Annotated in this window: 20 protein-coding genes and 1 riboswitch; of the genes, 8 read left to right on the forward strand and 12 right to left on the reverse strand. The window is 61.1% G+C overall.

What is annotated here, in order from left to right; genetic code table 11:
- Position 1: 1 nt before the first annotated feature.
- Together LVD12_RS11350 and ubiE are read right to left on the reverse strand one after the other, a co-directional pair.
- Complete coding sequence (locus LVD12_RS11350) at positions 2 to 628, reverse strand: ubiquinone biosynthesis accessory factor UbiJ (RefSeq protein ID WP_237067825.1); 627 nt, start codon at positions 626 to 628, stop codon at positions 2 to 4.
- A 68-nt stretch (positions 629 to 696) separates the two neighbouring features.
- Positions 697 to 1446, reverse strand: a complete 750-nt coding sequence (gene ubiE, locus LVD12_RS11355; protein WP_237067826.1) for a bifunctional demethylmenaquinone methyltransferase/2-methoxy-6-polyprenyl-1,4-benzoquinol methylase UbiE — start codon at positions 1444 to 1446, stop codon at positions 697 to 699.
- A gap of 272 nt (positions 1447 to 1718) precedes the next feature.
- Here ubiE and LVD12_RS11360 point away from each other — a divergent pair, with 272 nt between their 5' ends.
- The 5 genes from LVD12_RS11360 (at position 1719) to LVD12_RS11380 (ending at position 7807) form a co-directional block, all read left to right on the forward strand.
- Entirely contained in the window at positions 1719 to 4604 is a 2886-nt protein-coding gene (locus LVD12_RS11360) for a TonB-dependent receptor plug domain-containing protein (protein ID WP_237067827.1), read from the forward strand.
- Positions 4605 to 4739: 135 nt separating this feature from the next.
- Complete coding sequence (locus LVD12_RS11365; RefSeq protein WP_237067828.1) at positions 4740 to 5549, forward strand: CHAD domain-containing protein; 810 nt, start codon at positions 4740 to 4742, stop codon at positions 5547 to 5549.
- Positions 5550 to 5658: 109 nt separating this feature from the next.
- Positions 5659 to 6120 (forward strand): NfeD family protein, encoded by a 462-nt coding sequence (locus tag LVD12_RS11370; RefSeq protein ID WP_237067829.1) that lies wholly within the window; start codon positions 5659 to 5661, stop codon positions 6118 to 6120.
- Between the two features lie 89 nt (positions 6121 to 6209).
- Positions 6210 to 7055: an SPFH domain-containing protein gene (locus LVD12_RS11375; RefSeq protein ID WP_237067830.1), complete on the forward strand. Its 846-nt coding sequence runs from the start codon at positions 6210 to 6212 to the stop codon at positions 7053 to 7055.
- Between the two features lie 158 nt (positions 7056 to 7213).
- Complete coding sequence (locus LVD12_RS11380; RefSeq protein WP_237067831.1) at positions 7214 to 7807, forward strand: HNH endonuclease; 594 nt, start codon at positions 7214 to 7216, stop codon at positions 7805 to 7807.
- A gap of 278 nt (positions 7808 to 8085) precedes the next feature.
- Here LVD12_RS11380 and LVD12_RS11385 read toward each other — a convergent pair whose 3' ends face one another.
- The 8 genes from LVD12_RS11385 to hslV all read right to left on the reverse strand — a co-directional run bounded on the left by LVD12_RS11385 (position 8086) and on the right by hslV (position 16541).
- A complete protein-coding gene (locus LVD12_RS11385; RefSeq protein WP_237067832.1) occupies positions 8086 to 8952 on the reverse strand; it encodes a phosphotransferase in 867 nt (288 codons plus the stop codon).
- A complete protein-coding gene (pnuC, locus tag LVD12_RS11390; protein ID WP_237067833.1) occupies positions 8949 to 9587 on the reverse strand; it encodes a nicotinamide riboside transporter PnuC in 639 nt (212 codons plus the stop codon). The genes LVD12_RS11385 and pnuC overlap by 4 nt, the downstream gene beginning before the upstream one ends.
- A complete protein-coding gene (locus LVD12_RS11395) occupies positions 9580 to 9843 on the reverse strand; it encodes a hypothetical protein (protein WP_237067834.1) in 264 nt (87 codons plus the stop codon). The genes pnuC and LVD12_RS11395 overlap by 8 nt, the downstream gene beginning before the upstream one ends.
- Before the next feature lie 98 nt (positions 9844 to 9941).
- Positions 9942 to 12089 (reverse strand): TonB-dependent receptor, encoded by a 2148-nt coding sequence (locus LVD12_RS11400; RefSeq protein ID WP_237067835.1) that lies wholly within the window; start codon positions 12087 to 12089, stop codon positions 9942 to 9944.
- Between the two features lie 57 nt (positions 12090 to 12146).
- Positions 12147 to 12262: riboswitch (TPP riboswitch) on the reverse strand.
- Between the two features lie 122 nt (positions 12263 to 12384).
- Positions 12385 to 14001 (reverse strand): alkaline phosphatase, encoded by a 1617-nt coding sequence (locus tag LVD12_RS11405; protein ID WP_237067836.1) that lies wholly within the window; start codon positions 13999 to 14001, stop codon positions 12385 to 12387.
- A gap of 127 nt (positions 14002 to 14128) precedes the next feature.
- Positions 14129 to 14503 carry a gamma-butyrobetaine hydroxylase family protein gene (locus tag LVD12_RS11410; RefSeq protein ID WP_237067837.1) on the reverse strand — a complete coding sequence of 125 codons (375 nt, stop codon included), beginning with the start codon at positions 14501 to 14503 and terminating at the stop codon, positions 14129 to 14131.
- Entirely contained in the window at positions 14504 to 15829 is a 1326-nt protein-coding gene (gene hslU, locus LVD12_RS11415; RefSeq protein WP_237067838.1) for an ATP-dependent protease ATPase subunit HslU, read from the reverse strand.
- 172 nt (positions 15830 to 16001) lie between these two features.
- Complete coding sequence (gene hslV, locus LVD12_RS11420) at positions 16002 to 16541, reverse strand: ATP-dependent protease subunit HslV (RefSeq protein ID WP_067083778.1); 540 nt, start codon at positions 16539 to 16541, stop codon at positions 16002 to 16004.
- A gap of 147 nt (positions 16542 to 16688) precedes the next feature.
- Here hslV and LVD12_RS11425 point away from each other — a divergent pair, with 147 nt between their 5' ends.
- Positions 16689 to 16931, forward strand: a complete 243-nt coding sequence (locus LVD12_RS11425; RefSeq protein WP_237067839.1) for a DUF2798 domain-containing protein — start codon at positions 16689 to 16691, stop codon at positions 16929 to 16931.
- A gap of 63 nt (positions 16932 to 16994) precedes the next feature.
- On the opposite strand, the gene LVD12_RS11430 is transcribed toward LVD12_RS11425, so the two are convergent.
- Together LVD12_RS11430 and LVD12_RS11435 are read right to left on the reverse strand one after the other, a co-directional pair.
- Entirely contained in the window at positions 16995 to 17579 is a 585-nt protein-coding gene (locus LVD12_RS11430; protein ID WP_237067840.1) for an SPOR domain-containing protein, read from the reverse strand.
- A 119-nt stretch (positions 17580 to 17698) separates the two neighbouring features.
- Positions 17699 to 19912, reverse strand: coding sequence for a primosomal protein N' (locus LVD12_RS11435; protein WP_237067841.1), 2214 nt, complete (start codon positions 19910 to 19912; stop codon positions 17699 to 17701).
- A gap of 299 nt (positions 19913 to 20211) precedes the next feature.
- On the opposite strand from LVD12_RS11435, the gene rpmE reads away from it, so the two are divergent.
- The gene (gene rpmE / locus LVD12_RS11440; protein ID WP_237067842.1) at positions 20212 to 20424 is read left to right on the forward strand and encodes a 50S ribosomal protein L31; all 213 of its coding nucleotides are present in this window, start codon (positions 20212 to 20214) and stop codon (positions 20422 to 20424) included.
- Between the two features lie 29 nt (positions 20425 to 20453).
- Entirely contained in the window at positions 20454 to 21293 is an 840-nt protein-coding gene (locus tag LVD12_RS11445; RefSeq protein WP_237067843.1) for a thermonuclease family protein, read from the forward strand.
- Positions 21294 to 21345 lie beyond the last annotated feature (52 nt).

Raw genomic sequence — 21345 nt, forward strand, 5'->3', positions numbered from 1 at the left:
TTCAGGGCGCCTCCCGCGGGTCGAGCTTCTGCCGCAGGATGCGCAGGCGCGCCTCCAGCCGATCGGTCGCCAGTGCCAGCTCAGCAACATCGTCGGCAAAGGCCTCGAACTGGGCGCGCGGTGGCGTCAGCTGCCACTCCTCACTCACCGCCTCGGCGGCCGCGCCGGGGGCATCAGCCAGGTTCTGCCGCAGCCAGCGATCGGCGGAACGAAACAGCTTGCCAATAGAGTGCGCCGGCACGTCGCCCAGCAGCCGCGACAGCGGCGCCTCCCAATCGATGTCCAGGTCCCGCAGTATCTGCTGCAGCTGCTGCAACAGAGCGCTGGAGCCGGTAATGGAAACGCCCAACTTGGCCGGGGTGGCGCTGTCATCCCTGAGCAGCCGCAGCAGGGCAATCGGGGAACCGGTCAAGCGCGTGTCCACCGGACCCTCCCAGTGCTGACGCAGTCGCACTTCCTCGCCCTCCACACATAGGATCAGCTCCATTCGCGGCGCAGTCAGGTTCAGCGCCAGGGCACGGCCATCGAGCTTCCCGAGGCGAGCGCGGGTCGCCGGGTCACAACTCAGTGCGGCGTTGATGGCGCTCTCCAGCGCGGCGTCGAAGCCAGAGCGGAAGGTGGGGTCCAAGGCAGGTTTCCTTCTATCCAGACCGGTCGGGTGAAATGGCGCACTCTCGCAGCGCCATCGAACTCAAGTCAGGGCTTGATACCCCGGTGCAGGGCCACGATACCACCGGTCATATTGTGGTACTCACAGTCCACAAAGCCGGCATCCGCCATCATCTGCTTCAGGGTGTCCTGGTCCGGGTGCATGCGGATACTCTCGGCCAGGTAGCGGTAGCTGTCGGCGTCGTTGGCAACCAGCTTGCCCATGAACGGCAGCAGGCGGAAGGAGTACTGGTCGTAGACCTTTTCCAGCAGCTTCGACTGCGGCTTGGAGAACTCCAGCACCAGCAGCCGGCCGCCTGGCTTCAGCACCCGCAGCATAGAGCGCAGCGCCAGATCCTTGTCGGTGACGTTGCGCAGACCGAAGGCGATGGTGATGCAGTCAAAGGTATTGTCCGGGAACGGGAGGTACTGGGCATCCGCCTGTACCGGCACCACATTGCCGGCGATGCCCCGATCCATCAGCCGGTCGCGACCGACACGCAGCATGGATTCGTTGATGTCCGCCAGCACCACCTGACCCTCGGGGCCGACGATACGGGAGAAACGCGCCGTCAGGTCGCCGGTACCACCGGCGATATCCAGGATCGCCTGCCCCGGTCGTGCACCGGACAGCTCGATGGTAAAGCGCTTCCACAACCGGTGGACACCACCGGACATCAGGTCGTTCATCACGTCATAGCGCGCCGCCACCGAGTGGAATACCTCGGCCACACGCCCGGCCTTTTCCTCCACCGGAACTTCCTGGTAGCCGAAATGGGTCGTCTTGCGGTCGGTCATAACTGCGCCTGCTGAGCCTGATTCAGGGGTGGCATTGTACATGGCCGGAAGGCCGAGCACTAAGCGCTTGTCAGCGCTCAAAGATGGAACACGTTGCATCCCGCCTCGAACCAGACACATTTAAACCCCCGGCGCCACCCGCTCATAAAATGAACACTTTTGATTAATGTCAAAAATATTTTGAGGAAATACTGGTGAAGTACGTCAAACAGGTATGACCGGCCAGACCGGTCTGTCCAATAACAAATGCCACGACTCTGAGGGGTTCAAGAATGAAGGGCAATCTACTTTCCATGGCGATCCGCGGTGCGATTCTGGCCGCGGTCGGCGTAACGCCGGCTTTCGCTCAAGACTCAACCAATACTGCCGACGCCACCTGCGTTGAAGGCAGCCAAGACCCGACCTGTATCACCGGAGATGCTGCCATCGAGCAGGTCACGGTAACCGGCTCGCGGATCACTCGCCCGAACGCAGTGAGCCCGACCCCGGTGACTTCCCTGACATCCGAAGACATCAACCTCGGTGGTGACGTAAACCTGGGCGACGTACTGAACGACCTGCCCGCCCTGCGCTCCACCTTTTCCGGCAACAACTCCGGTCGCTTTATCGGCACTGTCGGCCTGAACCTGCTCGACCTGCGCGGTATGGGTACTTCCCGCACGCTGGTGCTGCAAGACGGTCGTCGCCACATCGCCTCCTCCATCGGCACCTCTGCAGTGGACGTGAACACTATTCCGGAAGACCTGCTGGAGCGCGTTGACGTGATCACCGGCGGTGCCTCCGCCATTTATGGTGCGGACGCGGTTACCGGCGTGGTCAACTTCGTCATGAAGGATGACTTCGAGGGCGTCAAGATCAGTGCCTACGGCAGTGACACCGACAACGGTGGTGCAGAAACCACCGAAATGAGCATCACCTTCGGTCAGAACTTCTTCGACGGCCGCGCCAACATTGCCGGTAGCATCCAGACTTCGGCCCGCGACGACGTCTACGGTTATGACCGCGAGTGGATCACCAAGGGCTGGGGCACCCTGCGCAACCCGGAAGACACCGGTCCCGAAGACGGCATCCCGGATCGCATTGTTGTCCAGGACTACACCCTGCCCGTATTGAGCGAAGCCGGTTTCGCCTATACCGGCCTGGGCCTGGTTACCTTTGACGAGGACGGCACCGCGCGCCCGGTAGAGTACGGCAGCATCTGTGACTCTTCCGGCCGCTGCAGCGGCGGTGACGGCTACCGCTGGATTGGCCAGTACCAGATGTACCCGCGCACCGAGAACACCAATGTGTTCGTCAAAGGTCGCTACGATCTGACCGATTCCATGCAGCTGTTTGCGGAAGCCAAGTACGTGAACAACGAAGCGGAAAGCTTCGGCCAGGCCAGCTTCAGCTATGACGGCTACTCTTCCACCAACCCGTTCCTGGACGACAGCTTCTCCCAGGCTCTGACTGATGCCGGCATCGGCGGCTTCGGCATGTATCGCATGCACTCCGACCTGGGCTACCGCGGCAACCTGGCCGAGCGTGAAACCCAGCGCTACGTCCTCGGCGTGAAGGGCGATATCGATGGCAACTGGAACTACGAGACCAGCCTGGTCTGGGGTGAGTACGACGGCAACGTCCGCTACCTGAACAACCGCCACAATGCCCGCTTCGCAGAAGCCATCAACGCGGTTGAGATCGACGGCGAAATCGTCTGTGCCGATGCGGAGGCCCGCGCCAATGGCTGTCAGCCGCTGGATCTGTTCGGTGAAGGCCGTGCCTCTCAGGAAGCCATCGACTACGTCATGCTGCAGAATACCGGCTCATATGAAAATATGACCCAGATGGTGGCCTCCGGCTTTATCAGTGGTGACCTGATCAACCTGCCTGCAGGTCCTCTTTCTGTGGCCGGTGGTTTCGAATACCGCGAAGAAACCAGCAACGTCGATTACGACCAGATCATCAAGGACGGCGCGACGTTCATGAACGCTCTGGCTCCGACCGACGGTGAGTACGACGTCAGTGAATTCTACGTGGAGGCCTCCGCACCGCTGCTGAGCGGCCTGCCGGGCGTCCAGAGCCTGACTTTCGATACCGCTTACCGTGCGTCTGATTACTCCACCATCGGTAGCACCGGTGCCTGGAAAGCCGGTCTCGACTGGACCGTCTATGACGATCTGCGTTTCCGCGCTACCGCTTCCGAGGCAGTCCGCGCACCGAACATCGACGAGCTGTTCGCGCCCCTGGGCCAGAACTTCTTCAACGTCGATGACCCCTGTGACGCTGACGAGATTCCGTACGCTCCGGACCCCGCCCTGCGCGCGGCCAACTGTGCGGCCCTGGGCCTCGCTGCCGACTACCAGTCTCCGTGGAACGAGGGCCCGACCCTGCCCGGCTTCAGCGGCGGCAACGAGAACCTGCAGGAAGAGACTGCGACCACCTTCACCTACGGCTTCGTCTTCACTCCCGGCTTTGCCGAGGGTCTGACCCTGACCGTGGACTACTGGGATATCGAGATTGAAGATGCGATCTCCTACTACGGTGGCCAGACCATCCTCAACAAGTGTGTGGACGGTTCCTCCATCAACAACGCCTTCTGTGGCAACATCGAGCGCGATGCGAACGGCGACCTGGTATCCCTGACCAGCTCCGCGCTGAATGCCTCTGCCCTGACCGCAAACGGCATCGACTATGAAGTGCGCTACCAGTTTGCACTGGCCGACGTGTTCAATTCTGACGACCTCGGCAGCCTGACCCTCAGCCTGCTGGGCACCCACCTGCTGGAGCGTAATGACTACTCCTTCCAGGACGATCCGTCAGACGTGGACCAGATCGATGGTGAGCTGGGTGACCCGACTGATACATTCATCAGCAATGTCACTTACAGCTACGGCAACCTGTCCGTCAACTGGCGCCACCAGTACATCGACAGCATGGCGCTGTTCGGCATTGGTGACTCCCGTCCGGAAAGCGCTGCACCGTCTTATACCGGTAAAGTTGGCTACAACAGCCTGCAGACCCGCTACCTGTTCCAGGACAGCATCGAGGTCTTCGGCGGCGTCAACAATATCGAAGACACCGCTCCGCCGGCCTACCTGACCGGTACCGGTGGTGGCTCCGGTATGTATGACACCCTGGGTCGTACCTACTACCTGGGCGCCAACTACACCTTCTAAGAAGCGCAGACTTCGAAGGTTAAGAGCCTGAGCGCTCTCATTGAGCCGCATCCCCGGATGCGGCTTTTTTATTGCCTGAAACAATGCAAATCCACCGCACTAAACTGAAGACGGGATAGAGAGGAAGCACCTGCAATGCACTACGTCTTCAAGCCTGACAAGAGCCTGCCAGCGAACCTGGGGAGAGTAGCCCGGAGCCAGGTAGCTGCGGCGATTGCCGAACTGGCTGAATTGCCGGAGGAAGATTCAGTCCATCAGGTACGCAAGCGCTGCAAGAAACTGCGCGCGCTTCTGCGGCTGGTCCGCCACGAGGCTGAGAAGCTGTACCGCTACGAGAACGCCCAGTTCCGCACCATTGCCAATACTCTGTCCGCTAGCCGCGATGCGGTCTCGCTGCGAGATGCACTGTTGAAGCTGGCCCCGGGTAAATATCCGCAGATAGAAGCCCTGCTGAGCCAGCAGGCCGAGCACAAGAATGACAGCCGGGCGCTCGACGATGCCCGATTGCAGCTGCAGCAGGCTGCGCAGCGGTTTGAAGCCTGGCCCCTGAAGGCTCTGCACTGGAAGCATGCCCGACGGGGTTATGCGAAGAGTTATCGTCGCGCTCGCAAGAGCATGCAGCAGGCCTTTGCAGAGGAGAGTGCGGAGAACTTTCACGAGTTTCGCAAGCGCGTGAAAGACCACTGGTATCACAGCCGACTGATGGGGAAGAAACATAAAAAACACATCGGCAAACGGCGAAAACCACTGAAGAAGCTGGCCAAGGCACTGGGGGACTGGCGCGATCTGCATCTGCTTTGCCGGCATCTGGCTCCCCTGAGCGCACAGTTCCCTGGCGAGCTGATCCCCCTGCTGGATACCGCCTGCGGGAAGAGTGATGAATTACACGGGAAGATAGCGCAGTTGTCTGCTGACCTGTTCGGCCCGAAAAAATTGGAATGCTAGCGCCAGCTGGACATGCCTCTCTCATTCCGCCTTCATGTCAATCAAAAGCCCCCTTTGCCAGACTTTTTGGCATAATGCTTTCCTTGCAACATAACAGGGAAAGATTGCCATGCTGGATTGGCTCAACCTTCACATCGCCTACTGGCACTGGCTGGTGCTGGGTCTGCTACTGGTCACCGCGGAAATTTTTGTCTCTGGCTTCGTTCTGTTCTGGTTTGGCCTCGCTGCCCTTCTCATGGGGATCCTGACACTGGCCGTTGACCTGCCTTTTACCCTGCAACTCATTCTGTGGGCCTTCGCTTCTGTCGCCTTCGTGGTGATCTGGGTGAAAAGCATCAAACCCCGCTGGAAAGACCGCACCACCGCCGGTATGGCCTTTGAGGCCCTCGTGGGCCAGGTCGGCCTGGTACTGGAATCCAATGCCGGCAGAAGTCGCGGTCGGCTGAAATTCCCCGCGCCGATCCTGGGCGAGGACGAGTGGATCTTTATCTGCACCGAAGAAGTCGCTATCGGGGACCGTGTACGTGTGACCGATATCTCAGGCAACGCGCTGATGGTCAGCCGCCTCTGAGCGCCCGCCAACTGTTGAATACAACCAACAACTGAATCGATATTAACAATACAGACCGATGGTCTTTTACCCGGGGAGAGGAACAGGAAGTGGAAGGTTTATATGTAGTACTGGCGCTGGTCGCACTGGTGGTGATCACCATCGCCAAAGGGGTAAGAATCGTGCCGCAGGGTTCCAAGCATATCGTGCAGCGTCTGGGAAAATATCACCGCACCCTTACTCCCGGCATGAACGTCGTCATTCCCTACGTCGACCAGGTGCCCTACAGAGTCACCACCAAAGATATCGTGCTGGATATTCCCTCGCAGGAAGTCATCACCCAGGACAACGCCACCATCATTGCCAACGCCGTGGCCTATATCAATATCGTCTCGCCGGAGAAAGCCGTCTACGGTGTCGAGGACTATGAGATCGCGATCCAGAACCTGGTGCAGACCGCATTGCGCTCCATCATTGGCGAAATGTCACTGGACGCAGCCCTGTCCTCCCGCGACCTGATCAAGGCCAAGCTCAAGGAAGGTATCTCTGACGATATCGCTGACTGGGGTATCAACCTTAAGACAGTAGAAATCCAGGATATCAACCCATCACAGACCATGCAGGCCGCCATGGAAGAGCAGGCCGCTGCCGAACGCCAGCGCCGCGCCACCGTGACCCGCGCGGAGGGAGAGAAACAGGCAGCGATCCTCGAGGCCGACGGGCGCCTGGAAGCTTCCAAGCGTGACGCCAAGGCCCAGGTGGTACTGGCAGACGCCAGCCGCGAAGCCATCGAGCGCGTATCTTCGGCTATTGGCGAACAGGAGATGCCAGTGATGTACCTGCTGGGCGAGCGCTATATCGCTGCGCTATCGGAGCTATCCCAGTCTGATAACGCCAAGAATGTGATCCTGCCGGCGGATTTGCCGCAAGCGGTGAAGGGACTGCTTAATCGTTAGTCCACTTAGAAAGTGGTCCAAATCATATGTAACTAAAAGGGAAGCGCTATTTCATGAGAGGAAATGTAATCTCATATTTTGAAATGTGCCAGAAGGAAGGAACCAGCTTACAAAGGGGCATGAACTTTCGGCTGAGAGGAAGGCATTCCGTAATTTTGATGTCACTACATGCTAATGCACCTTATCAAGATCGCATCGAGGATGATGGCTCCATCTTAATCTACGAGGGCCACGACGAACCCAGAAATAACGGCCTTAGAAACCCAAAATCTGTTGATCAACCTGAACATCTCCCGTCTGGCAATTTGACAGAGAATGGAAAATTTCATAAAGCAGCCCTAGACTTTAAGGCCGGTTTAAAAAACCCTGATATCGTTAGAGTTTATGAAAAGATAAAGAAAGGCATCTGGTCAGACAATGGCTACTTCCACCTGATTGACTCTTGGCGTGAGCCCGACGGATCACGCAATGTTTTTAAATTTAAATTGGCTGCGGTTGAGGGCATTATTAATGACGAGGCCGCTGAAGACATACAGGCAGATGAGACAAAGCGCACTCGAATAATTCCTACAAAGATAAAATTAGCTGTGTGGAAGCGTGATAGAGGGAAGTGTGTAGAATGTGGTGCAGTTGATGAGCTTCATTTTGATCATATTGTCCCATTTTCAAAAGGTGGTACTTCGCTTAGCACCGAAAATGTCCAGCTTTTATGCGCCCGACACAATCTAGCAAAAAGCGCCAAAATCCTATGAACCCAAGTTTAAGTCGGGCCTATCTTGGATTCCGGCTGATAAGTCGTAAGCCATAGTTGAGGGGCGTTCCGATCCTTTGTTGTACTCGGCAGCTTGCCAAAAAAGCAGCGTAATTCATTCTCACAGCAATATAGAACTCCTTTATTTTCGGTGCAGTTCAAATAGGTAGCGCCCTTTCATCAACCGTGACCCGAAGTCGACAGAACTAAAAGCAGAACCGACTAGGTGCGCTCTCACCAAGTATAACAATCGCAATCAGCACCCGAATATTATCTCAATCAGAACCCAGCGGCCCTCAGCAGTTGTTTCAACCGCCGGATAACAGCACTAGCACGCTCTGCCTGCACCACTCCACTGCTGCACTGGACCGTGTACCACAACCCCGCCAGATAGACATAGATGACGCGCCAGTGGTGGAGGCGCAACCAGTCGTCCTGCAATGGCTCACGCCCCAGGTAAGCTGAGAGTAGCCAATGGAGATGACGTTCCTCCAAACTGTGCTCCTCGGCGATCACAGCGAGGTCATAAAAGGGGTCACCCATGGCGGCATACTCCCAGTCCAGCGCATACAGCCTGTCCGGCCCACAAGCGATCAGGTTTGCCGGGACCAGATCGTTGTGACAGAGAACCGACACACCACTCAGCGATTGGGCACTGTCGATATGGCACTGGATTTTGGCCTGCAGGGCTTGGAGTTCAGCCCGCAGATCGAGCGCGGTGTCGATGGATTGGCTATAGCGCGCAATCTTTTCCTCAACATCCAGGCAGGCATTGATCGGCGCCAGTGAGTGGATCCTGCGCAGCAAATCCGCCAGCGGCCTCAGCGAAGCCTGTCCGCTCACGCGCCAGGGTCGCCCTTTCAGATAACGCGTAACCAGGTAGCGGTGATTTGGGTCCCAGTACACCAGCGGCGCACTCAGACCCGCCCGATCGGCGCGGTGCAAGGCATCGGCTTCGGCCTCTCGATCCAGGTCCAGCGCTGCACTGATGGCAGAATTCCTGCGCAGTACATACAGCTCATCACCGGCGGTAATCAGGTAGTTCTCGTTCGTGAGACCACCGGATAATTGTCGAACTAATTCAGGTCGGGTGTGCGCCCACCTGCCCCAGTCGGACGGAATCACATCTACCACTGGTATGCTCACGCCGCAACTCCAGTGCCGGGAATCTGAGCCTCTTTCCGGTAAATGGCATACCAATGAAAAAAGCCGACCACGACCAGGACTACATAGACCATAAACAGCACTGCAGTAAGGTAGAGACCCCGGTCCAGATACAGGTAAATCGAAACACCATCGATTACAAACCAGTAGATCCAGTTTTCCAGCACCTTGCGCGTCACCATAAAGGTTGTGATCACCGCACCCCAGGTAGTGAAAGAATCCAGGTAGGGCAGGGCGGCACTGGTGGTGGCCTCCAGCACATATCCGAAGATCGCGGTCAATGCACCCACTACAGCGAAAACGACGAGGTGCGTGCGCAGTGGCCATCGGTGGATCTGTAGATCGCGCTGTGTATCACGATGGTGACGCCACTGCCACCAGCCGTATACCGCCATCACCAGGTAGAACACCTGCAGCGCGGATTCCATCAGCAGGCTGACATCCCAAAACAGCAGGGTATAGATCGCGGTACTGGCAAAAGCCGCATACCAGCAGGCGATATTTTCCCGCATTGCCAGCAGCAGATACGCAAGCGCGAGGATGACGGCAACGATCTCCCATCCGGACATGGCTGCCAGCGCTGTAGTGATGGCACTGCCCATTTCCGCCTCAAACATCAGTGGTCGCCGGGTCTAAGTCGCCCTGGATAAATTTGCACACGAAGATAGCGCGACCGTGCTTTTCATAAGCCGTGCCGATTTCTTGCTTGAGGATATCCATCAACAGGTCGTAATCACCGAACACCTGGGTGCTCATGGTATTGGTAATAACCCGCAACTCCGGATGCAGATTAAGACGGTCGATAAATGCCTGGATGCTGGGAATGTACTCGTCCTTCAGCGGGTACATACTGATTTCTACGGAGAGTTTCATGCACTCGATCCTAAATTGTGATTTCGACAGTGCGGATGGACAGGCCGCCCACACCAGCTGCCGGGCTCAACCCAATCATCGTGAACCCATGCAGGCCGTTAAAAAGTGTAAGTGCCGGACACCCCGGCCACGCGTGGTTCCCCAAACTGGTAGTAGGGCTCCGGCGCATAGAGGTTGGCCGGGTTGTTACCAAACGCGTTGCTGAAGTAGAAGCCGCGGATGTAGTAATCCTCGTCCGTCAGGTTCCGGCCCCACAGTGAGGCCTCCCAGCGATTGCCACGATAAGTCAGTCGGCCATTCAGCAGTTCATAAGCGGCGGATTTCTCATCGTGGCTGTTGGAGAAATAGAAAACATCTTTGCCTTCCAGCTCCAGGCGCAACATCAGATTCGGAGTGAAGGAATACTCCGCACCGGTAAAGAACTGGTAATTCGGCGCATGGGCCACATCGCGGCCATCCAGATCCACCGGTGCCAGGGCAATACTGTTGGCATCATCGCGGGCATCCACGTGGGCGGTGCTTTCAAAGCCTTCGAATTCCGCATTCAGCCAGCCAGCCGAAGCGAACAAACGCAGTGCATCGCTGGCCAGGTAATTCAGCTCCAACTCCACGCCCACGGTCTCGCCCCCGGCGGCGTTGGCGAGGAAGTCATCGAAGGAAAAGTCGCTGGGATCGAAGATCGACTGCTTGGCCTGCACATCGCTGCGATCCTGGAAAAACGCTGCCAGCTGCGCCTGCAGGCGATTCTCCAGCCAGCCGCCCTTGATGCCCAGTTCATAGTTGAGCAGGTGCTCGGTATCAAACTCGAATACCGCGCTGTCGATATCCGGATTGGTGACGGAAGCGGAGATGATGCGGCCGTTGACACCACCGGCTTTGTAACCCCGGGACAGGGTTGCGTACAGCAGCGTGCTGTCGGCGACAGCGTATTCGAGCGACACGTTGCCGCCCCACAGGGACTCCTCATTGCCGGAATGGACGGCCAGCGAATCGTCATACTCGGCCGTGCGCTGCTCCAGGCGCAGCCCGGTGATCAGGGCCAGCGCATCGGTGAGCGCGGTGCGGAGCTGGCCATAGATCGCGGCATTGTCGGTGTCGTACTGGCTGGTGAAGTCCTGGTTCCGCTGCAGACCCTCGCTCTCGATGCGGTAGTAGAGTCCGGCAACCCAGCTGCTGCGACCGCCAAACAGTTTAGATGCCTCGGTGGACAGCAGGCGCAGGTCGGCACTGGTGTTGGCTTTATCGCGCAGATAATTGTCGGTGGAGCTGTATTCCCAGGGATGGAAACCCACATAGGTCCAGTCTTCGTCATAGCCGTATTCCGTATCGGAATCGGCGGTGCTCAAGGTGGCCTGCAGGGTGAAACGCTCGTCGCCGCTCCAGCGTGCAATGACGGAGCCGGCCAGCGCCTGCTGTCGGTCCCACCCGGGCTGGTCGGAGAGCGTGGTGCGGGTGTTCGCCAACGAGAATGCGTCGTAGCCATTGTCCGCATCAAGATAGAGCGCAGTGAAATCCAGCTGCAGGTCATCGCCAACCTGATAGCGCAGTTTGCCGCGCAGCACCGACTCATCGATATCGTTGGTGTCTTCGCGATCCAGATAAGCATTATCGATATAGCCATCCGACTGCTGATTGCGTGCGGCCAGGCGGTAGCTCAGTCGCTCGGTCAGGGGGCCGCTGACGACTGCAGAGAGGGTGCGACCATTGTATTCCGCCAGCTCGGCAGCCACGCTGGCCTCGGTTGTTTCAGTCGGCGCGCGGCTGGTCATGTTGATCAGGCCGGCCAGAGCGTTGGCGCCATAGGCCGTACCCTGCGGGCCCCGCAGAATTTCCACCTGGCCGATATCGAGGGTGCTTGCGGCCAGTCCCAGGCCGGTAAAGTCGATGCCGTCGATGATCAGCCCGACGGAGGGGTTGACCGGGTCTATGAACTGACTGCGCTCGCCGATACCGCGGATCTGCACAAAGCGGCCCCGTGAGGCACCGCTGGAAAAGTTGACGTTGGGAGCCAGATTCAGCAGCTGCTCCAGGTTGGTCGCACCGCGGGCGGCGATGGCGGTACTGTCCAGCACTGTGACACTGGTGGGCAGTTCCAGCTGCCGGGTCTCACGCAACTGGCCGGTGACGATCACCTCTTCCAGCCCTTCTTCCCGGTTTTCAGCTCGAGCAGACACATGGCTCGCGGACAGGCAGCCGCCAATGACGATCGACCAGGCGATCGGTTTCAATTCAGATGGGATATGCATGGTTCTCTCTCAAATACATAAAAGTGAAAGAGACCCGGAATGCGACGTGGGCAGGATTTTTTACTACTGACCTATTCCTACGCCGGTATTAACCGGATCAGGTTCAAGGGTTCGCGGCTGAATCCGTTCCGATCCAGTTGCATCTCAGGCCGAAGCCACCCCTTAGGTTTTGCGGTCGCGAGCATAACAGAGTTTGTCTGTTCGCGTCACGGGTGCAGATCGTTCATCTGCCGGAAAACAAAATGCCCCCGACGCGTCTCCACGCCAGGTGCGGTATGTAGAGGTTATGGCAGCTTCAGTCGGCCAGCAGACCGCCTGAATGCGCCATCACATGGAAGATATAGCTCTGTTCATGGGTGCCACTCAGGAGGTGTGCGCCCGGGCCGCGGGCCCAGATGCCCACATCCTCGCCGGCGTGGGTCTCCCCGCCCAGGGGCACGAGGGCTTCCTGATGGAATCCGGGCGCGGTGGTGTCCACGTTGCCGAGGTCGTGGCGACCGGCGGCAGCGGGCAGGCCATAGCGGACATCGGCATCGGTCTCTCCGCCGCGATCGGCAAAGCCGCGGCCGTTGGCATAGCTCAGGGTAGTGAACGGCAGGCCGTCCTCCGCAGTGGCCGGCGCGGATTGCGGTTCGCCGCGGCTGTCGTTGAGCACCACCTTGCCCAGAATCGGGTTGCCGCGGGTCGGGTAGCCGGCGATTGTCAGTACGTGGCTGTGGTCGGCGGTGACGATGATCAGGGTGTCCTCGGCGCTGGTCCTGTCCATGGCCACCTGAATCGCCTCGGCAAACTCCACCGCATCATTGAGAGCGTTATAGGCGTTTCCGGCGTGGTGACCGTGGTCGATACGACCGGACTCCACCATCAGGAAGTAGCCTTTGGGGTTTTTCTCCAGCAGCGCCAGCGTCTTGCCGGTCATCTGCGCCAGAGAGGGCTCGCCGGCGACATCATTGTCCCGGTCTGCCTCGTAGCGCATATGGGAGGATTCGAACAGGCCCAGCAGTTTGTCGGTGGCCGCCACATCGACGCTGTCGAAGCCGGCCTGGTCTTCGATATAGACGGCACGGGTCGCGCCGTCGTCATAGCGCTGCTGCCACTCCTGCACCAGGTTGCGGCCGTCCTGGCGGCGCCCGGCCTTGCCTTCCCGGTCGGTGACCGACTGCGGCAGGAAGTGGCGGCGGCCACCGCCCATGGCCACGTCGATACCATCACCCGCGTCCAGCGCCACCATCTGCGCAGCGATGTCCAAACAGCCGTTTTCCTGCGCATCATTGGAGAGGCCGTCGTCGGATTCCCAGCTGCGCTCCGGCACCTTGGCATAGGTAGAAGCCGGCGTCGCGTGGGTGATGCGCGCGGTGCTGACCACACCGGTGCTCTTGCCCAGCGATTCCGCCAGCTCCAGCGCCGTGACCAGCGGCCGCTGCCGGCTCGCGCGGCAGTCCCCGCGGGGCACATCCTCGGCCACATTCAACACGCCGGCTTTCGTCTTGAGGCCGGCCATCATCGCAGTGGCGGTACCGGCGGAGTCCGGTGTCTGCTGGTTGGTGTTGTAGGTCTTGATCAGGCCTGCGAACGGCATCTTCTCGAAACTGAGCTGGTATTCCTCGCCGCTCATGCCCCGCTGCTGCCCGGCGAAGATGCGTGCAGCGGTCACGGTGGAAATACCCATACCATCGCCGACGAACAGGATGATGTTTTTGGCGGCGCCGGGCGTGTTGTTGATCATGACTCTTCCGGCTGCCTCAGTCGCATCCCGACCACCGGTAAACCAGGCGCTCTGTCGCTGGTGCGCGGGCAATTCGAGAGCAGGCTTTTCTGTCTCGACCTGCGCCCCGCCGGCATCACCGGACTCACTGCAGGCGGCCGTCAACACGGCCGCTGCGGTGATGGCGAGGAATACTTTCGATGGCATGGGTGACTCTCCCGTTCAAACGGCTTACAAGTGCCAGTGGATCCAGGGTAATGGCAGGGGAAGCATCGTAACGGAAGGAAGGGGGGAGCGACAGACAGCGCGCGGTTCCCAGGTTGATTTCGCCAATTCAGCCGATAAATTTCACCGCACTTTCATCCGGGTCGCGCCCCTTGCCGGCCTGCTCGAGGCGGCGCAGGTAGTCAGCCCAGTAGCGTTGCTGCTGCTCAGCCAGTTCGCGCAGGTAAGCCCAGGTATAGATACCGGTATCGTGACCGTCGTCGAACACAATCTTCAGTGCGTAGCGGCCGGCGGCCTCGACCCTGTCGATGCCGACATTGAGCTTGCCGTACACCAGCTCGCCCTCGCCGGCACCGTGGCCGCGGACCTCAGCGCTGGGAGAACAAACCCGCAGCAGTTCCGCCGGCAGGGTGTAGTCCCCGTCGGCATAGACCAGCTGCAGGCTCTTGTCCGCCCGGTTGAGGCGGATCTTTTTCGGCTGCATTTACAGGATGAACCTCGACAGGTCTTCGTTCTGGCTCAATTCACCCAGGTGGCTGTCCACGTAGGCGGCATCGATGGTGACCGACTTGTGCTCTCCATCGCCGGCGGAGAAGGAAATCTCCTCCAGCAGTCGCTCCAGCACGGTATGCAGGCGGCGTGCACCGATGTTTTCCGTGCGCTCGTTGACCTCGAATGCCACCTCGGCGATGCGGCGGATACCATCGTCGGCAAACTCCAGCTGCAGGCCCTCGGTGGCCAGCAGGGCTTTCTGCTGCTCGGTCAGGGAAGCGGAGGGCTCGGTGAGGATGCGCTGGAAATCCGCAGATGTGAGCGAATCCAGTTCCACACGGATTGGCAGGCGGCCCTGCAGTTCCGGGATCAGGTCCGATGGCTTGGACAGGTGGAAGGCTCCGGAGGCGATGAAGAGGATATGGTCCGTCTTGATCATGCCGTGCTTGGTGGTCACCGTGGAGCCCTCGATCAGCGGCAGCAGGTCACGCTGCACTCCCTCGCGGGAGACATCGGCACCGCCGGTTTCCTGGCGCTTGGCCACCTTGTCGATCTCGTCAATGAAGACGATGCCGTTCTGCTCCGCCGCCCGGATGGCGCGGGTCTTGATCTCCTCGTCGTTGACCAGGCGGCCCGCCTCTTCGTCGGTCAGCTGCTTCATCGCCTGCTTGACGGTGAGCTTGCGCTTGCGGGTCTTGCCCTGGGTGATGTTGGAGAACATGCCCTGCAGCTGGTTGGTCATTTCCTCCATGCCGGGAGGGGCCATGATCTCCACCCCCATGGGAGAGACGGACATCTCGACCTCGATCTCCTTTTCGTCCAGCTCACCTTCACGCAGCTTCTTGCGGAACAGCTGGCGGGTACCGGAATCGCGCTCGGAGGGGTCGGTGCTGCGCGCCGGCGGCAGCAGGGCGTCGAGCACCCGCTCCTCGGCCGCATCCATGGCGCGCTGCTGCACTCCCGCCATGGCGCGCTCGCGCTCCAGCTTGATGGCAGTCTCCACCAGGTCGCGGACGATGGACTCCACATCGCGGCCCACATAGCCCACCTCGGTGAACTTGGTCGCCTCCACTTTCACGAACGGTGCGCCGGCCAGTTTGGCAAGGCGGCGGGCAATCTCGGTCTTGCCGACGCCGGTGGGACCGATCATGAGGATGTTTTTCGGGGTGATTTCCCCCCGCAGTTCCTCCTCCACCTGCATACGCCGCCAGCGGTTACGCAGGGCAATGGCCACTGCACGCTTGGCCTCTTTCTGGCCGACGATGTGGCGGTCCAGTTCGTGGACGATTTCGCGGGGAGTCATTTGGGATTCGGACATAAAAAATCTCGATTCAGGTGCTGTGGCGGCCGGGCACCAGGGCAAAGGCTTCAGAATCGCTGTAAATACATCCCTGTACGCTCCGGCGGCGACATCCTGTCACCGACGGCTCTGAAGCCTTTGCCCCGGCACCCGACCTGCGCAGTTGGCTTGCGCCATTTAACCGCTCTTCTTAAAAGCTCAGCTCTTCGATGGTGTGGTTCTGGTTGGTGTAGACGCAGATATCACCAGCAATCTTCAGGCCCTGCTCAACAATGGTGCGCGCATCCAGGTCGGTGTTTTCCAGCAGCGCGCGGGCGGCGGACTGGGCAAAGGGACCACCGGAACCGATGGCAATCAGGTCGTTCTCCGGCTGAATCACATCACCGTTACCGGTGACGATCAGGCTGGCCGTCTCATCGGCCACCGCCAGTAATGCCTCGAGGCGCCGCAGGGCGCGGTCGGTACGCCAGTCCTTGGCCAGCTCCACCGCAGCGCGGGTCAGCTGCCCGCCATGGGCCTCCAGCTTGGCCTCGAAGCGCTCGAACAGGGTGAAGGCGTCGGCGGTGCCGCCGGCAAAACCGGCGATGACCCGATCCTTGTACAGGCGGCGCACTTTGCGGGCGTTGCCTTTCATGACGGTATTGCCCATGGAGACCTGGCCGTCACCGCCGATGACGACCTTGCCGTTGCGCCGGCAGGAAAGAATGGTGGTTCCGCGAAACTGTTCCACTGTGGACCCCTTGTCGGTTGTTCCTGCGGCTGCAGGGGATCGGTTCAGAACCATCTAAGTGTGGTCAACCTGTCTGCTTTTCAACTCAGGCCGTCCCAGCCCGTATAATGCGCGCCCGAAACCGACCGAGTTATGCCGGAGCCCTCCATGGCCAAGTTGTCCCGCCACTTCTATACGGCGGTGTTTGCCCTGATCATGTCCTGCCTGATGTCACTGCTGATGTCGGGGGTGATCACCGCCATCAATACCGGCTTTGATGCCGGTTTCCTGCTGCGCTGGTTGCGCGCCTGGGCAGTAGCCTGGCTGGTGGCATTCCCGCTGGTGTCGTTTATCGCACCGCTGGCCCACCGCCTGACCCGTCGCCTGGTGGAGACAGATACCCCCTCGTGAACGGGCACAAAGCAAAACGCCCCGCGGGGCGGGGCGCTCTGAAGTGCAAGGTCAGGTGCTCGATCAGCGGCTGTTGGGGCGCTTGAGTACCAGCGGCATCAGCTGGTGCTCGGCGAGGATCTCCCGCGCTTTGGCCACGCGGGAGCGGCTCTCGTAGGGGCCGACCAGCACCCGGTGCCAGGTGCCGCGGGAGTCAGTGGCGGTCTCGACATTGACGTCCAGGTTGGCCAGCGTCAGCTGGGCGCGCAGCCGCTCCGCCTCGGCCGCATCGCGGAACGACGCCGCCTGCAGGATATACACCAGGGCAGGCTCCACCGGCACTGGTGTCGGCGCCGGGGATTCCGCCGGCCCGGAATCACCGGGCGCGCTGCGGCGCCGCACCGGTTGGGCGGTTTTGGGGGGCGGCACCGACACCTCGTTCTCCTGCAGCAGGGTATAGAAGTCGAACCGCGGTTTTGATTCCTGCTCTGCCGGCTGGGTCTGCGCAGCGCGCGGCTTGTCAGCGCCCGGTGCCTGACCCTCGTTCTGCAGGCCGTTCAGGAACAGGATGAACACTGCAAAGCCACCGGTGAAGTTCCCCAGCACGAACCAGACCCAGGCGGGCTTGCTTCCATTGTTGTTTTGGCGGCTGGCATTGCGGCGACTCATAGACGTGACTTCTCTGTCTGCAGAATTGTTATCGGTATCGGTTTGCTCTGGCGGCAAATTGTAACGCTATTCGCACTCCGGCGCGCCGCCGACCGGGTGGGACTGCCCCGGGCAGGAAATCAGGCCAGCTCCTGTGCATCCATATCCACTGCCCAGCGCAGGCGCCGGTTGCGGTTGCCCTCGGCCCAGGCGCACAGGCGCGACAGGAGGGGTGGCAGGGCGGCACGCTGCTCTGCGGTGATCTGCAGGTAAAAGCGGAAACGCCCGGACTTACGCTCCAGCAGCGCCGGTACCGGGCCCAGATACTGCAGTTGCGGCGACGATGGTGCCAGCGACTCGAGCATCCCGCGGGCCTGCTCGAGGAATTCCTGCGCCCAGCGCGGCTCCTCACACTCCGCCCGGAACAGCGCCATGGCGCGCATCGGCGGCAGGCCGGCGGCGGCCCGCTCCCGCAGCAGCTGGCGTGCATAGGGACCGTAGCCCTTCTCGAGCAGCAATTGCAGCAACGGGTGCTCCGGATAGCGGCTCTGTACCAGTACCCGCCCGGCCAGGTCGCCGCGACCGGCGCGGCCGGCCACCTGTTCCAGCAACTGCCCCATGCGCTCGGAGGCACGGAAGTCGGCACTGAACAGGCCGCTGTCGGCATCCTGAATCACCACCAGGGTCACCTTGGGCAGGTGGTGGCCCTTGGCCAGCATCTGGGTACCCAGCAGCAGGCAGGGTTCGCCGTCCCGCGCCGGCGCCAGCAGGCGATCCAGCGCTTCCTTGCTGGACGTCGTATCGCGGTCGACGCGGATCACCGGGTAGTCGGCGAAACGGTTCGCGAGCAATGCCTCGCTGCGCTCGGTGCCACCCCCAAGCGCGCTGAGGGCACGACTGTGACAGGACGGGCAGCTGTCCACGAGCGGCCGGCGGTAGTCGCAGTGGTGGCAGCGCAGGCTGCGCTCGCGGCGGTGCAGTGTCAGCTTGCTCGAACAGTGGGGGCAGTCCGCCAGCCAGCCGCAGTCATCGCAGGCCAGGGCGGGGGCGAAACCGCGGCGGTTGATGAATACCAGTGCCTGCTCTCCCCGGGCCAGGGTCTCGCCGATATGGCGCAGTACCTGCGGGGCAAAACCCTCCTCCAGCTGCTGGCCCAGAGTCGGCACCACGTGAATCTGCGGTGGCCGTGCATCGCCGGCGCGATGGCGCAGGCGCAGATGCTGGTAGCGGCCGTTGAGGGCGTTGTGCAGGCTCTCCAGGGAAGGGGTCGCCGAGCCCAGCAGGACCGGCACTTCGGCCATCCGGCCGAGCACCACCGCCAGGTCGCGGGCGGAGTAGCGCACGCCGTCCTGCTGCTTGAAAGAACCGTCATGCTCCTCGTCGACGATCACCGCACCGAGGCGCGGCAACGGTGTGAGGATTGCCGAGCGGGTGCCGATGACGATATCCGCCTGCCCGCCGGCCGCGGCCAGCCAAGCCTGGGCCCGCTCGCCCTCGGCGAGACCCGAGTGCAGGGCAGCGATACTGTGTTGGGGGAAGCGGGCGGCGATGCGGCGCAGGGTCTGCGGCGTGAGACCGATCTCCGGCACCAGTAACAGTGCCTGGCGCCCCGCTTCCAGCACCCGCTCCATCAGGCGCAGGTACACCTCGGTCTTGCCGCTGCCGGTGGTGCCCTCCAGCAGGGATACCGAAAACCCCTGCGTGGGAATTGCCGCCAACACCTGGCGCTGCTCCTCGTTCAACCCGGGCGGTGGAGTGGGTTCGGCGGAGGGCAGGGGGGGCGGCACGGTGGGACCGGATTCCCAGGCCGCCAGGCCACGCTCTTCCAGTGCTCGGATCACCGCGGCTGTCACCCCATCCGCGCGCAGCGCCGTGCGGCTCTGCGGTCCGCCGGCGAGCAGCTTCTGCAGCAGCGCCTGCTGTTTCGGGGCCCGCGCCAGCGCGGTGTCCGGCAGGCCCTTGCCCTCAGTGGTCAGCGCCAGCCATTGTTCTGCCCAGTGGTCGGCGGGCTTGCCCTTGCGCAGTGCCGCCGGCAGTGCGGCGCTGTACAGCTCCCCCGGCGGCGCCTGGTAATAGGAAGCAGCCCACTGCAGGAAGGCCCGGCTGCGCTCGTCGAACAGCGGCTGCTGGTCGACCAGCTCCAGAGCGGGCTTGAGGCTGTCGAGTGAGGACTCACCGACCCGCGCCACCAGCACTGCCACCAGCTTGCGGCCACCAAAAGGCACCCACAACCGCTGGCCCGGCACTAATCTGGAGGCCTCGACACCCTCCGGGGGCAGGTAGTCGAACAGGCGGCGCAACGGCACCGGCACGGCCAGCCGCAGAATCCCGCCCTGTTGATCTACCTGTTGCAACGATTGCCCCCTGCTGCCCGAGCCAAACTTTAGCGACCCCAGAACTTGGCGGGCCATTGCCGCGCCGCCAACTCTGGGGCGCTAGTGTACTGCCTGGGGAGGAAACTGCCGACCGCGGGGTACACGGCCCTCTGTCTGGACGACCCGGCCGCTCTTTGTACTTGATCAACCACGCTATTCTGATAGTATGCGCCGACTTTTTAAGCAGCCCGGACCGCCGGATTCCCCGGGGGCTCCTGTACCAACGACGATTCCGTGCTCGGCAACTGACCGGGTGGCGGACTCGAAAAGAGGCCATCATGAAGACCGATATCCATCCGAACTACGCCGAAATCACTGCAACCTGCTCCTGCGGCAACGTGATCAAGACCCGCTCTACTCTCGCAAAAGACATGCAGCTGGACGTTTGCTCCCAGTGCCACCCGTTCTACACCGGCAAGCAGAAGCAGGCGACCACCGGTGGCCGCGTCGACCGCTTCAAGAAGCGTTTCGGCAGCCGCATCTCCAAGTAAGGCAGCGGACCGTCAAGGCGCCCGACGCCATGACGATCGCGATGTCGCCCGCTCATGCGCGGCCGCGACAGCCTCGAAAGGCACCCTGGACCATGGTCCTCGGTGCCTTTTTTTGTGCCTGCCTGTTGCTGGCGACACCAGCCGGGGCCGACTGCGTGCTGGGGCCGGCGGACGAGATCGCGGCGCTGGAACGGGTACAGGACGGAGACACCCTGCTGCTGGGGGACGGCCGCAGTGTGCGGCTGATCGGCGTGAATGCGCCAGAGCTGGGTCGCAACAGCCATCCCGCGGAGCCGCTGGCCAGGCAGGCGCAGGAGTTTGCCGAACGGTTTCTCGGCGACGGCGGCGTGGAACTGGTTTATGACCGGGACCGCCGCGACCGTTACGGCCGGGTGCTCGCTCATGTCTACAACCATCGCGGTGAAAGCCTGGAAGCGGCGCTGCTGGCCGCCGGCCTCGCCTTCCACGTTGCGATTGCCCCGAACCTGTCCCTGGCCGAGTGCCTGTCGGAGCGTCAGGCTGAGGCCCGCCGCGCCGGCCGCGGCATCTGGGCACCGGGCGTTTGGCCGGTCCTTCGCGCGCGTGAGGTGCACCCCGGCGACGGCGGCTTTGTCCTTCTACGCGGACGGGTGAGCGAGGTGGATTTGAACCGCTTCCTGTGGCTCGAGCTCGACGGGCCGGTCGCCGTGCGGATCCGCCGCAGCAGCGAAAATGGCCAACTGATCAGGCGCGAATGGCAAGGCCGGCAAATAGAGGTGAAAGGCTGGCTGGTCGACCGTGGAGCGCAATACATATCCCGGTTTCCGCAAAATAAACGCTGGTTTATTGCAGTAGATTCCGAATTTACCATTGAAATTAGTAGGAATTAACTACCGGGAGCCCCTCGGCGCCTTGTCGTGCCATTTGGCTCTCGGTTATTCT

Origin of the sequence: Microbulbifer guangxiensis, from assembly GCF_021729075.1 — a bacterium.
Taxonomy (GTDB): domain Bacteria; phylum Pseudomonadota; class Gammaproteobacteria; order Pseudomonadales; family Cellvibrionaceae; genus Microbulbifer; species Microbulbifer guangxiensis.